Origin of the sequence: Corynebacterium sp. CCM 9204, assembly GCF_041357695.1 — a bacterium.
GTDB lineage: Bacteria > Actinomycetota > Actinomycetes > Mycobacteriales > Mycobacteriaceae > Corynebacterium.
This window is the reverse complement of record NZ_JAUERX010000001.1, coordinates 676,971-689,926: the sequence shown is the minus strand read 5'-3', so window position 1 is coordinate 689,926 and position 12,956 is coordinate 676,971. Positions and strand designations below refer to the sequence as shown.

The window sequence follows — 12,956 nt, the reverse complement described above, 5'->3', positions numbered from 1 at the left end:
TCCGGAGTCCACGGGGCCCACTAGCCGTCCGTCTTCCGGATCTGGTGCATCGCTGATGCTTCGGGAGAGAGAGAATCACCAGTCACCGAATTCGGGTTCATGGGGTCACTGGTTCCTCTATCGGACTGTTCCTGTGCCTCCGATTCCTGTATCCCCTGTTTTGACGCTGCAACAGTGTCCTCCGGGGTCGCAGGACGTGCACGGAGATCCCGGGTGTCCATCTTTCCGGTCTCCTGAGCCTTTTTCAGGCGCTCCTGCATCGCCTGTGTGACCTGTTTCGCGAGGGCTTCAGGTAGGGCTACCGGTAACGACTGCCCGGCAGGGAGCGGACCGTCGCCGCGATGGACGAACGTACGTGCTGTGACTTCACGGCCGAGCTGCGCCAACTCGTCCGCGGATCCTGCAGGTGCCGCGAGTGTCATCCGGAGCATCCACCGGGGACCATCAACCCCGATGATCCTGATGACCGCCTCACCTGCCGCACCAACGACCTCGCGACCCCACGGCCCCTGCTCGATGCGTACCTCGAGGCCGTCATTTCGCATTCCCTCCGCTATCTCCCGGGTCGACTCACGCCACTGACCAGCGGAACGGGGTGCAGCGAACGCCACTGGGGTAATACGCCCATGAACCGTGATGATGTGCAGCATGCGGGGGCCGTTATCCCCCATTTCCACCTGAACCTCGGATCCGCGTGGGAGTGGTACGACGAGAGAACCTAGGTTGAGTGCCCCGTCCGCAAAATCTGAGAAGTCGAAGTCCCTAATATCCACGGCTCCACCATCGAATGGGCCAACCTCCCCGTTGACCGCGTCATGCGCGGGGTCCGGAGCATCAACATCCAACGGGACATCCGGATGTCCCCCGACCACGGTATCCGCTGACTCAACGACCGTCTGCGACTCGTCACGCGACCCCTCTCCGAGGGATGCATCCTGTTCCTTCTTTCTGCCAAATCCGAATAGCGCCATCTGCTGTTTCAGTGTCCTTTTCCGTGTCATCCGCCATCAGGTACCGGTAGCACGCTGAATAGGTTGCGGGTCGTAATAGTCTGTCATTCTTATTAATGCCGATTAATGGCCAGTTTTCCGGGCAGGTTCAGACCCGAATGCCCCACAGCGGGAGCATGTAGTCCATTATGCCGCCGTCCAACTCACCGGACGTTGATCTGGACCTGCGTCCGCTCTAATTCACACCGGTGGAACCGTACCCCGATGCACCACGAACGGTCTCATCCAAGGCATCGGTTTCCTCGAAGTCACAGAGTTCGACCCGCTGGATGAGAAGCTGCGCGATACGGTCTCCGGGCTCGATGACAACAGGTTCACGGGGATCGAGATTAATCAGACACACCTTGATCTCTCCCCGATAGTCCGCATCAATGGTCCCCGGCGTGTTGACGATGGAGAGACCACTGCGCAATGCGAGACCACTCCGTGGGTGTATGAGACCCACATAGCCAAGGGGAAGCGCGATTGCTATGCCGGTACCGACCAGAACCCGCTCACCAGGTTCAATCACGCACCGTGTCAGAGCCGCAAGGTCAACTCCCGCATCACCCCTGTGCGCTCTGCGGGGAGATACCGCGGCAGTATCAAGCTTGAGGAAACGGATCACCGGAGTACTCTTTGAGGATTCAGTCGCGTCAGTCACACTGTTCACACTACGCAACAGGACAGCATCCTCCACAGTCTCCACGCCGATCCGGTACACGGCCCGGGGTGCAGTAGAATAATCACCTGTGAGTGAATCCGGATCGAACACCACCAGGATCATCTACCACGAACGGCAGTGGGTGCCATGGTCGTGGTGGATTTTTGGTGCGCTCATAGCTGCACTGCTCACCGGGCAGTTAGCACACAACCGGTCGGAGATCTGGTTGTACGCTCCGGGATTCTTGCTTACAGGAACAGCGGTGTGGGTTCTCCTGTCACTGTCCGGAACCGTCATCTCCGTAGAGGAAGACCCTGAAGGAACACGCTGGCTACGCGCCGGAGATGCGCGCCTTCCCGATGATGCCGTCTCCAGGACATTGGCGGTCCCCGCCTCCGCGAAACGTAATGCGATGGGCCGACAACTCGATCCCGCAGCCTTCGTTATCTCGCACGGGTGGGTTCCCGAGATGGCGATGTTCGTTCTCAACGATCCGGAGGATCCGACCCCCTACTGGTTGATCGGTTCAAAAGATCCCGAGGCGCTGATCAAAGCTTTTCTCCCCGACCAGATTTCAGGAGCGCAATGATCCGATCCACCAGGATCAAGGTTCGTACAAATGGGACCTGAAAAGCGCTGGCTGCTTCCAGGCCCCATTCTCCGATATGAAACAGTCCTCCCGGTTAGGCGCAGTCGAGACAGATCTCGTCACCATTATCTTCCACGTGGGACAGTCGCTTCTGGCGCTGCACCAGGAAACAGCTACTGCAGGTGAACTCATCCGCACGCCGGGGAACAACCTGGATGTTGAGTTCTTCCCCCGAGAGATCCATAGCCGGCAGCTCAAAGGGCTCGACAATCTCTCCGTCATCGTCAAGTACGGTCTGTGCACTCTCTGAGGATTTCAACCCCTCAAGCGAATCCGTCTCCAGATCTTCATCCGGGCGCAGCCTCGGGGCGTCGTAATCGGTAGCCATGATGTCGGCTCCTTTTTCTCACAATGGGATCGGGCGGGGCAGTTTAGTCAGCGGGATCTGGCCCGCCAGCGTATTTCACGTCGACGCGCATATTAAGCCTTAAAACGGTCCTTGTCATATTCAGCTATCGCCAAGAGGGTTTCTGCAGGTGACAGCTCTGTCTCGAGACGACGCTGATTGAGATGCGGAACAGGCCGGTTCACTACTGCAATCGGGATACCCGGGCACCTCGCTCCAGCAAACTACGGAACTCCTCTGCGAGCGCAACCCCCGCCGCCCATATGAGTTCGCGATCAGTAGACCTGGAATCAATCGGCGGCGCCACTACCCGCACACCAGCTTCCTCCGCGATGATCATTCCCGCAGCGTAATCCCAACCATTGAGCGCATGCTCGTAGTAGGCGTCAACCCGCCCGGCTGCAACCTGACAGAGATCCAGTGCCGCACTACCCATCCGACGGATGTCCCGCACCTCTGGCAGGATGCATCTGAGCAGCTCCGCCTGGCGCTGCCGGAACGCTGAATCATAGGAGAAACCCGTGGCGACGAGCGCCTGACCAGTGGCAGCAACGGTACTGCACTGCAGTTCTCGAGTCACACCATCAGGTCCGGTGAGATGCGCCCCCGCCCCTCGGGCACCGGAGAACAGTTCACCGGTGGCGACGTTAAGCACCACTCCAGCAACCGGTTCGTCTTCCACCACCGCGGCAATCGATACCGCGAACATCGGGATTCCGTAGAGGAAGTTTACCGTTCCATCGATCGGATCGATGACCCAACGGACACCGGTGGAAGATGCCCTGTCCGCGCCTTCCTCACCGACGATTCCATCCCCCGGGCGTTCCTTCTCGATGAGTGAGGTGAGTAGCCGTTCCACCGCAGTGTCCACGACGGTCACGGGGTCGACCGGGGATGACTTCATCTTCACGTTCAACTTGGGATCACCCAGCCGACGAACCTCAGCCCCGATGAGTTCTTGCGCCCTACGCGCCCATACGACAGCGATGTCCCGGAGAGACTCCGGTCCGGTGTCTGAAAAACTGGCTGGGGTTTCTCTGCCACGAACGATGTTCTTCGGGGTTTCCATGCCCCCCATTGTGCCGGTCGCATGTACCGTAACCACGAACCGGGACCTGGATGGGGGCGTTTGTACAATGGCTGCATGACGAATATCGGTTTTGGAATTGACGTCGGCGGTTCAGGCATCAAGGGGGCACGAGTGAACCTGGACACCGGAGAGTTCATCGACGAGCGAATCAAGATCCCGACTCCCCGACCGGCGACGCCCGCGGCTGTGGCCGCGACAGTGGCCGAAGTCGTCCAGCTCTCGAACTGGGACGGTCCTGTGGGGGTCACCCTTCCCTCCGTAATCAGGAGCCAACGGGCGTTGACCGCAGCGAACATTGACCCGTCCTGGATCGACACAGATGTGAAGGACGTCTTTCACCGAACTCTCGGCCAGCGGATGGTGAGTGTTCTGAACGACGCCGACGCTGCCGGGTTGGCCGAAGTCGCGTTCGGACACCCGGAGGCACGGACCGGATCAGTGATTCTGCTTACCTTTGGTACGGGCATCGGGAGTGCCTTCCTCATGGACGGGAATCTCTTCCCGAACACCGAACTCGGCCACCTGTTCCTCGAGGGTACAGAGGCAGAGCACCTCGCTTCGTCGGCGGTCAAGGAACGGGAAGATCTCCGTTACGGGGAATGGGCTCGGGAGCGGGTTTCGCCGGTTCTACGGGAATTCGAGCGACTCTTCTGGCCGTCACTTTTCATCATCGGGGGAGGCATCTCACGGAAGGCCCACAAATGGATCCCCAAACTCGAGTGTTCCACCCGCGTGGTCCCCGCCGAACTCCGAAATCGTGCCGGAATCGTGGGTGCAGCGATGGCAGTGGACAGGGGACTGACACCGTAGCCGGTTGGCGACGTCGGATTCCCCTCCAGGTCCCCGTTGAACCGTGGTGGGAGAGCCCCCAAACGTCGGGAACCGGTAACACGGGTGTACCGCCGCAAACAAACCCTTCGGTGTTGCTCTATACTGGCGAGTTGACCGTGAATTAATTACGGCTCACTGTGACCGTCCCGTGACTGTCTTCTCCCTCCGGGTGACCGGCAGGAGACCGGTCCAGTACCGATGGAACCACAGCCCGGCCCATCGGACGGCGTCACAGTGAACGTATCTGATTCACCCATGTGACCGGTGTGGAAGGCCCCATGGAAGGCTCTCCGTGACCGAAATAGGTCTCCGCTACGATTTTCCTCGTCGGGGCCACTATGTCGGCACGATCGTCCGACACCGGACACAGAACATGATCTCAAGGCGAAAGGGCGCACGTGGCAGCCACCGATTCTTCAGACCTGGCCCGACCGGAGGACACTGAACTCTCCTCCTCGGACACCCCCGGGGGCACGACCGCAGCACGCAAGACAGCCAAGAAAACGGCCAAGAAGACGGCCCGCAAGGCTACGGCCCGCAAAGCGGCCCCTCGGACGGCCCGCACCACGACGAGTTCCGTCACCACCACGACCGGAACTCAGGACGAGAAACAAACGGATGAAGCCGCCACACCCGCGAAGAAGACGGTGAAGAAGACCGCACGAAAGGCGTCACCCCGCAAAGCTGCGGCACCGACGAACCGTTCCGCTGAGTCAGCATCGGCCCCTGCAACGGCGGATGAAGAGGCGGAAATTTCCGCGCCGAAGAAAGCCTCAGCGAAAGCCACGAAAAAGAGCACCCGTAAAGCTCCTGCGCGGAAGACAGCAGCGAAGAAAACCACAAGGAAGAAGACCACCACCAAGACAACCAAGAAGGTCGAGGCGCCGGGAGACATACCGCAGGACGATACCGAGGATGTCTTCATTGTCGAAGTGCCAACGGACGATGATGACTTCGCCGCGGCTGACCTACCCGCCGATGAGGACAACGAAGATACCGAAACGGATGAAGTCACCGAATCGGAGGATGAGGATGATGGATCCTCCGTCTGGGATGAGGATGAGTCCGCTGCACTCAGACAGGCCCGTAAGGATGCTGAGCTGACCGCGTCCGCGGATTCCGTGCGTGCCTACCTCAAGCAGATCGGCAAGGTCGCCCTACTGAACGCCGAACAGGAGGTTTCGCTCGCAAAAAGAATCGAGGCGGGGCTGTACGCCACCTACCGGATCGAGCAGATGCAGGAGGCATTTGCGGCCGGCGACAAGGACGCGAAGCTTACCCCCGCTGTCAAGCGTGACCTCCGTGCAATCGCACGAGACGGGCGTAAAGCTAAGAACCATCTGCTGGAGGCCAACCTCCGCCTCGTCGTCAGCCTGGCGAAGCGTTACACCGGACGGGGGATGGCCTTCCTCGACCTCATCCAGGAGGGCAATCTGGGTCTAATTCGTGCGGTGGAAAAGTTCGATTACACCAAGGGCTACAAGTTCTCCACGTACGCCACCTGGTGGATCCGACAGGCCATCACCCGCGCGATGGCAGACCAGGCCCGAACCATCCGCATCCCGGTCCACATGGTCGAGGTCATCAACAAGCTCGGCCGTATCCAACGCGAGCTACTCCAGGATCTGGGCCGCGAACCCACACCGGAGGAGCTCGCCAAGGAGATGGATATCTCGGAGGACAAGGTCCTCGAGATCCAGCAGTACGCCCGTGAGCCCATCTCCCTCGATCAGACGATCGGCGACGAGGGCGACAGCCAGCTTGGTGACTTCATTGAGGATTCCGAGGCGGTCGTGGCAGTTGACGCGGTGAGCTTCACCCTCCTCCAAGATCAGCTCCAGGATGTCCTGCAGACACTGTCCGAACGCGAAGCCGGTGTCGTCAAACTGCGGTTCGGGCTGACCGACGGCATGCCGCGCACGCTCGACGAGATCGGCCAAGTTTACGGAGTTACGCGCGAGCGTATCCGCCAGATCGAGTCCAAGACGATGTCGAAGCTCCGGCATCCGTCTCGTTCGCAGGTGCTCCGCGACTACCTCGACTGATTCGGGCTCCCCCACGGGAATGCGGAGAAGACCGTATCGGTGATCACATGATCGTCACCGATACGGTCTTCTTTTTTCGCTCGCTCAGCAATCAGGGCTTTGAGTGGGTACTACGAGGTCCCCTCCGGTGATATATCGGTTTTCCCCATCTCGGTGTCACCCATTATTGCGGGTTCCCAGGTATCCGAAAGGCCGTCCTTGCCGTATGCGAGGCGTCGATGCGCCCATTCCAGAGGCCCGGGTAGACCTCGAATATCCAGGAGCACGGCAATCAGAACGGTGAAGAACCAGACTGCGCAGCCCGCGAGGGTGCCGGTGAGTGCGCTCCCCCGGACTGCGAGCTGAAATCCCAGGGGTGCCAGGAACACCACACAGAGCAAGGACTGGAGTACATATCCAGTCATCGAACGTCGTCCCAGGGCGAGTAGCGCACGGATGCAAACATTGAAACGGTGTTCACCACCTGCAACACGTGCCGCATCGACCTTATGCTGCAGAGGGCGGCTCACCAAAACGATCGCGGCGACAAGGCCCGGGCCTGTGAGCATCCCGACGACCGCGTTCACTGCCTCCAACCGTGGCGCCCAGGATTCTGGTGCCCATCCCGCCATCGAGAGACCCCAGGGAAGACCAACGAGCATGATCACCGTGACAGCAACACCAACCGCTGTCCATAACGCGCGGAGATGCGTCTCCGGGTCGGTCAGTATGCCTTTGCGTGCAGCGACGAAACCAAGAATGATCACGGGAGCAACAATTATGAACTCAACGGGGAAGGTGAACAGTGATCCGACGAGCACAAGTCCACCGAGCAGCACGAGCCCACCGTAGGTGTGCGTATCGAGGTCGCCTGTTCCGTGCATCATCAACGTTGAGTTGAACAAGATCATCGGAATCATGACCAACAGAGCGAGTACCTGGAGTACACCCGCGATGATCAGCAAAGTTCGATCACGGAGTGGGATCAGCAAGGCAAGAATCACTCCGGTCAGGCCGTAAAAGGTCATGATGTCGCCGTAGAAGAGAAAAATCATGTGTACGACACCGAAAAGTGCGAGCAGCCCATACCGGCGTACGAGAACCCCACGCGCAGCTTTGAGTGGGTATTTCCTACGCCACAGACTCAGTGCCAGGAGACCGACTCCATAGCCGAGGAGCGTGGAGAACATGGCGATACCTCGAACATGGATGAACAATGCCCCGAAAAGAACCGCGAGCCGGTCAGCGAGATGCCCATCGGTGATTCCCCCGGCCGCAGCGGACACCCCGGGGGATTCCCCCGCCGGACTGAGCCACACTCCTGTGATGTTGGCGATAGCGATCCCGAGAAGCATGAGCCCGCGAGCAATGTCTGGACTGACCATCCGTGCTCGGGTGGGAACGGTGGACGCACCAGTCCTGTGTTTCGAATGATGCCCGGTACTCGCCGTTTTCCCGTTTCCCACTTTGCTACTCACAATCCTCCTTATTGATACTTATTGATGATCTCTACTGGTGTCGGCATACCTCACGCTAGGACGACAACGTGACCAGATACACAATGCTCCGATGAGAGGACTACCAGTTACGGAGGTAGGCAATCCGGTCCCGGAGTTGCTCGGCTGTGCACAGGGCCGTCGGTGGACCGCCGCAGTTCTGCCGTACCTCGTTGTGGATCGCTCCGTGCGGACGTCCGGTCCGTCCCGAGGTGATCGAGACAAGGGTGTTCAACTCCTTTCGGAGCTGAGGTATTTCATTCGAGGCTGTATCCGGTTCCCGGCGCGGGCGTTCGGTCGTGTTTGGAGCTGTCTGCTCCCTCCGCTGTGTTTCCGCACGTGCTTCAATCTGCTCCGCCTGCCGTTGCTTGAGGAGCTGCCTCATTTGTTCAGCATCGAGAAGTCCCGGCAACCCCAGGTAATCGGCTTCCTCGGCGGAACCTGCGAGAGTACCGGTGCCATAGGTTGAGCCGTCGTAGATCAGAGAATCGAGTTCTGCCTCGGCGCCGATGGATTCATATGATTTCGTGTCGTCCGGTTCGTTCTTCTCCTTGTTCGCCTCAGCGAGCAGCTCGTCGTCCCACCCTTCCTTCACCCGATCCGGTTTACCGAGGACGTGGTCACGCTGAGTCTCTAACCGGGCAGCGAGGTCCAGAAGAACAGGAACCGAGGGGAGGAACACAGAGGCGGTCTCCCCCGGCATGCGGGAACGTACGAACCGTCCGATGGCCTGGGCAAAAAACAGTGGGGTCGAGGCGGAGGTAGCGTAGACACCGACCGCAAGACGGGGAACGTCGACGCCCTCAGAAACCATTCGGACGGCAACCATCCACTCATCCGTCGAGTTGGAGAACTCTTCGATGCGTTGAGACGCCCCGATCTCGTCGGAAAGCACGACCGTCACGGGTGTGGAGGACATTGTCCCGAGGATCTTCGCGTAGGCACGTGCAGTGGTCTTGTCCGTCGCGATGACCAGGCCACCGGCATCCGGCATCCGCTCACGCAACTGCATCAGCCTAGTGTGGGCGCCACGCAACACCGCGGGAATCCAATCACCTCGCGGATCGAGGGCGGTCTTCCAGGCGCGGGCGGTCTGCTCAGCGTTCAGGGGCTCGCCGAGCCGGGCTGCGAACTCCTCCCCCGCAGAGGTCCGCCAGCGAGCCTCCCCGGAGTAGGCGAGGAACACGACAGGACGCACGACGCCGTCGGCGAGCGCGTCCGAATAGCCATAGGTGTGGTCGGCGCGTGATTTGAGGTAGCCCTCCCCGTCATCGGTGTACCGGACAAACGGGATCGCTGCGTCATCGGAGCGGAACGGTGTACCGGTGAGTGCGAGACGCCGTTCCGCGTCGTCGTAAGCCTCGCGGATACCATCACCCCAGCTCTTCGCGTCACCACCGTGGTGGATTTCATCGAGGATCACCAGTGACCGGTGGGCGGTCGCGACGGCTCGGTGCTTGTACGGGTGCATCGCCACTTGGGCGTAGGTGACCACGATACCGTGGTATTCAGGGTTAACCACACCGGCGGTGTTGGTGAAGTGCGGGTCAAGGGAGAGCCCTACTCTGGCAGCCGCCTGCGACCACTGCACCTTGAGGTGCTCGGTCGGTACGACGACGATGACCCTGTCCACAGTCCGGTTTCCGACGAGTTCGGTGGCGAGCCGGAGCGCGAAGGTCGTCTTCCCGGCACCGGGGGTGGCGACAGCGAGGAAATCCTTCGGTTGTGCGGCCATGTACTTGTCCAGTGCCGCGCGCTGCCAGGCGCGTAATCTGCCGCTGCTCACTTCTTGCGCAGGGACCGGTAGACACGTTCGCAGTCGGGGCATACCGGCGATCCGGGTTTCGCCTGCTTGGTCACGGGGAAAGTCTCGCCGCACAATGCCACCACCATGCGGCCAGAAACAGCCGACTCGACGATCTTGTTCTTTTTCACATAGTGGAAAAACCTCGGTGTGTCATCGGACGTTGTCGTATCTTCCCTCACATCGGGGCGTTCAATGGTTTTCGTCGTGGTGTTCACGGCACCCATCATGCCCCAATCACGGGAGTTCGGGCACAACAGGGTTCACAACAGGGTTATCGTGGGGCCCATGATGCAGCGGCGGAACGAGGATGGGATCGAGTTCGATTCCGGTGATCACGCTTCCATCCCCTCTGAAGGTGACCGAGCTGGACGGAATGCCGACGGGACCGTGGTCACACCGGATCCGGTTGTCGGTTGGCGGCGCGGTCTACGCAGATTGTTTTCTTCGCGCAAGAATGTCGAACTAATCACGAGTGCCAGGCAGACGCCGCTGGACAACCTCAATGAACGGCGCCGGAAGTACGCGATCCTACAGGGGTCACGGATACCGTTTCTCCTGGCCAGTGCAGTGACGTGGATCTGGTGGGAGAACACCTGGCTCTCCGCGATCCTTTTCCTCATCTCGGTACCGTTACCGTGGATCGCTGTGGTCATCGGTAACGGAGCCGGTGAACCGCGGGACCCACGGACTCGGCAGGTGTACAAGCCCGGTGTGGCGCGCGAGTATCACGCGCAACAGATGCTGGCCGTGCAGAGACAGCGTGAACTGGGAGAGTCTCCGGATCAGGGTCCGGATAACGGAGCCAATGACGGCAACGCCATCATCGAGCATGATTAACTGTCCCGAGGTATCATCCGTGCCATTATCCGAGGAGTTCCCACGTGCCCGAATCACTGTCCGCAGTCGTCCCCCATCTCGTGAGAGTCTTCGGTGAGCATGGTTTCACCGAGAGCGGTATCGCTGATCATCTGGGGCCCGCCGCACTGTCAGCGTTGTACCGGGGGGAAACCGCGGCAGTCCAACGAGCTTCTGAATGTGCGGGGGATCCCGGGAGATCGGAACTCATCCGGTTTTTCCTGCTCCGCTCCCCCACCGGATTGCGGGAGCTTTCAGCGCTGCTCGGCACACGGGTCGTCGGGCTTCTCGACGCCGCGGGAGTTCTGGAGTCCGACAGTGATTCGGAGACCGTACGGATCGCCGTCGATGTGCGTCCCCGTTTTATCGGTGCCGAGGATCAGTGGGTGTTCTCCGATCTGGATCCTTCTCTCTCTGCCGGGACTCCGAAACCGAATCACGTTCCCGGTTTAGGGGCAGCTTCTCTCTCACTGCTCCAGGCGACACCGACAACACCCGTCCGCAGTGTCTTGGACCTTGGCACCGGTTGCGGTGTCCAGATTCTAGGACAGCTCAGATGTGCGGATCATGTGATGGGAACCGACATCAACAATCGTGCACTGGACTTCGCTGAGGCCACCCTAGCCGGAACCGGGGTTCCAGTTACCAGGGAAGGTCGGAGAGCGAGCCGTGTAGAGTCCCGGACTGGGGACGGAGTAGCCGAGGTGGAGCTTCGTCGGGGATCCTGGTATGAACCGGTCGAGGGGCAGCGATTCGACCGGATTATCGCCAATCCGCCGTTCGTGATCAGCCCGAGCAGTAGTCATGTCTATCGGGATTCGGGGTTAGACCTGGATTCAGCGAGTGAACTCGTTGTCTCGCACGCCGTGGAGCATCTGAACCTCGGCGGAACTGCACATGTTCTCGCATCATGGATCCACACGACGGACACCGACTGGAGGCATCGGGTTGCGGGCTGGATCCCTGACACTGGGGTCTCGGCCTGGATCTTGCAGCGGGATATCGCTGATCCTGAGCTGTATGTCGGAACCTGGCTACGTGACGGTTCCGTGGATCCCGGTGGAACGGAGGGCGGGCACCGGACCGTGGAATGGCTGGATCACTTCGCGGAGAACGATGTTACCGGCATCGGCTTCGGCTTCATAGCCCTCCAACACATCGGCGACGACTGTCCTTCCGAGGTCGCTGCCGAAGATTTCGGTGCCTACGAGACCACCGGTCTCGGCGAGGAGGTGATGGAGTACTTCTCCCGGACCGCGTGGCTGCGCGGGAAGAGTTCCGATGACGTCGCGGACACACAGTTCCTGATACGGACGGGAGTGGCAGTGGAGGATGTCCGAGTGGCTGACGAGGACTCCGGCCAGGGGTTCGCGCCAGCGATTCTCCGGATCAGTCGAACTGACGGCCCCCGCTTCTCCCATGAAATTGATCGCCCCCTGTACGCGATCCTGGCAGGACTTCATCCGCAGGGACTCACTCTCCGTGAGACCGTCGAACTCTACTGTGCCGCCCACGGACTCGAATCTGGGGAGGTGCTGCGGGAGGCAACGAGGGCAGTGGTCGACCTCATTCGTCACGGTATTGTGTTGCCCGCGGACATCACCATCACCACAGGCACCCGCTCATCCTGATCCCACGATTGAAGGAGGACACCGTGAAAGCGGTTCTGACCCGTGTTTCCCACGCCAGCGTCACCGTCGACGAAGAACTTGTCGGTGAAATCAACTGCCCGGAGACGTGCGGAGTCCTGGCACTCGTTGGGGTTGCCCGCGGTGACGGCGCCGATGCCTCACGGACAGAAACGATGATCCGGAAGATAGCTGAGCTCCGGATCCTCCCCGGGGAAGAATCCGTGGAATCCGTTGGGGCACCTGTTCTCATCGTGAGCCAGTTCACTCTGCAGGGAAAGACCGTCAAAGGTCGACGCCCGAGCTGGTCGGACGCTGCTCCCAGTGACGAAGCGGAACCGATCATCAACGCCATCGCAGAAGGCCTTCGTGCCCGCGGAATCCCGGTTGCGGAGGGAAGATTCGGGGCGATGATGCGGGTTTCCTCCGTGAACGAGGGACCCTTCACGGTTCTGGTTGACTGCTGACCCCTAATACTGGGGACTCCACCAGCGCGGACGTAACCACGTATCTGCCCGGGAACTTTCCCGCTGCATCACCCGTTGAACCAATGAGAACCCGATGAAAGCAGGAGGCC

General features: G+C 60.2%; 13 protein-coding genes. 6 read left to right on the top strand and 7 right to left on the bottom strand.

What is annotated here, in order from left to right; translation table 11 throughout:
* Positions 1-20 precede the first annotated feature (20 nt).
* Positions 21-971, bottom strand: coding sequence for a DUF3710 domain-containing protein (locus QWU43_RS03020; protein ID WP_370917082.1), 951 nt, complete (start codon positions 969-971; stop codon positions 21-23).
* A gap of 214 nt (positions 972-1,185) precedes the next feature.
* A complete protein-coding gene (gene dut / locus QWU43_RS03015; RefSeq protein ID WP_370917203.1) occupies positions 1,186-1,617 on the bottom strand; it encodes a dUTP diphosphatase in 432 nt (143 codons plus the stop codon).
* 124 nt (positions 1,618-1,741) lie between these two features.
* Between dut and QWU43_RS03010 the strand changes: the two genes are divergently transcribed.
* Complete coding sequence (locus tag QWU43_RS03010) at positions 1,742-2,242, top strand: DUF3093 domain-containing protein (RefSeq protein WP_370914035.1); 501 nt, start codon at positions 1,742-1,744, stop codon at positions 2,240-2,242.
* Between the two features lie 94 nt (positions 2,243-2,336).
* Here the strand turns inward: QWU43_RS03010 and QWU43_RS03005 are convergent, their stop codons facing one another.
* Positions 2,337-2,630 (bottom strand): DUF4193 domain-containing protein, encoded by a 294-nt coding sequence (locus QWU43_RS03005; RefSeq protein WP_370914034.1) that lies wholly within the window; start codon positions 2,628-2,630, stop codon positions 2,337-2,339.
* A gap of 202 nt (positions 2,631-2,832) precedes the next feature.
* Positions 2,833-3,717, bottom strand: a complete 885-nt coding sequence (locus QWU43_RS03000; protein WP_370917081.1) for an inositol monophosphatase family protein — start codon at positions 3,715-3,717, stop codon at positions 2,833-2,835.
* 75 nt (positions 3,718-3,792) lie between these two features.
* Here QWU43_RS03000 and ppgK point away from each other — a divergent pair, with 75 nt between their 5' ends.
* Entirely contained in the window at positions 3,793-4,548 is a 756-nt protein-coding gene (gene ppgK, locus QWU43_RS02995; RefSeq protein ID WP_370914032.1) for a polyphosphate--glucose phosphotransferase, read from the top strand.
* Between the two features lie 443 nt (positions 4,549-4,991).
* Positions 4,992-6,614 carry an RNA polymerase sigma factor gene (locus QWU43_RS02990; protein ID WP_370917202.1) on the top strand — a complete coding sequence of 541 codons (1,623 nt, stop codon included), beginning with the start codon at positions 4,992-4,994 and terminating at the stop codon, positions 6,612-6,614.
* A gap of 110 nt (positions 6,615-6,724) precedes the next feature.
* Here the strand turns inward: QWU43_RS02990 and QWU43_RS02985 are convergent, their stop codons facing one another.
* The 3 genes from QWU43_RS02985 to QWU43_RS02975 form a co-directional block, all read right to left on the bottom strand.
* Positions 6,725-8,071 carry a DUF418 domain-containing protein gene (locus QWU43_RS02985; RefSeq protein ID WP_370914030.1) on the bottom strand — a complete coding sequence of 449 codons (1,347 nt, stop codon included), beginning with the start codon at positions 8,069-8,071 and terminating at the stop codon, positions 6,725-6,727.
* A gap of 100 nt (positions 8,072-8,171) precedes the next feature.
* Positions 8,172-9,824 (bottom strand): DEAD/DEAH box helicase, encoded by a 1,653-nt coding sequence (locus tag QWU43_RS02980; RefSeq protein ID WP_370917201.1) that lies wholly within the window; start codon positions 9,822-9,824, stop codon positions 8,172-8,174.
* Between the two features lie 47 nt (positions 9,825-9,871).
* Positions 9,872-10,111 carry a DUF3039 domain-containing protein gene (locus QWU43_RS02975; protein ID WP_370917080.1) on the bottom strand — a complete coding sequence of 80 codons (240 nt, stop codon included), beginning with the start codon at positions 10,109-10,111 and terminating at the stop codon, positions 9,872-9,874.
* 70 nt (positions 10,112-10,181) lie between these two features.
* Between QWU43_RS02975 and QWU43_RS02970 the strand changes: the two genes are divergently transcribed.
* From QWU43_RS02970 to dtd, 3 genes are read left to right on the top strand one after another with little or no spacing between them, the layout of a single operon-like run.
* The gene (locus QWU43_RS02970; RefSeq protein WP_370917079.1) at positions 10,182-10,733 is read left to right on the top strand and encodes a DUF3099 domain-containing protein; all 552 of its coding nucleotides are present in this window, start codon (positions 10,182-10,184) and stop codon (positions 10,731-10,733) included.
* Between the two features lie 44 nt (positions 10,734-10,777).
* A complete protein-coding gene (locus QWU43_RS02965) occupies positions 10,778-12,382 on the top strand; it encodes a methyltransferase (protein WP_370917078.1) in 1,605 nt (534 codons plus the stop codon).
* 23 nt (positions 12,383-12,405) lie between these two features.
* On the top strand, positions 12,406-12,846 hold the full coding sequence (gene dtd, locus QWU43_RS02960) for a D-aminoacyl-tRNA deacylase (RefSeq protein WP_370914027.1): 441 nt from the start codon (positions 12,406-12,408) through the stop codon (positions 12,844-12,846).
* The last annotated feature ends 110 nt before the right edge of the window (positions 12,847-12,956 follow it).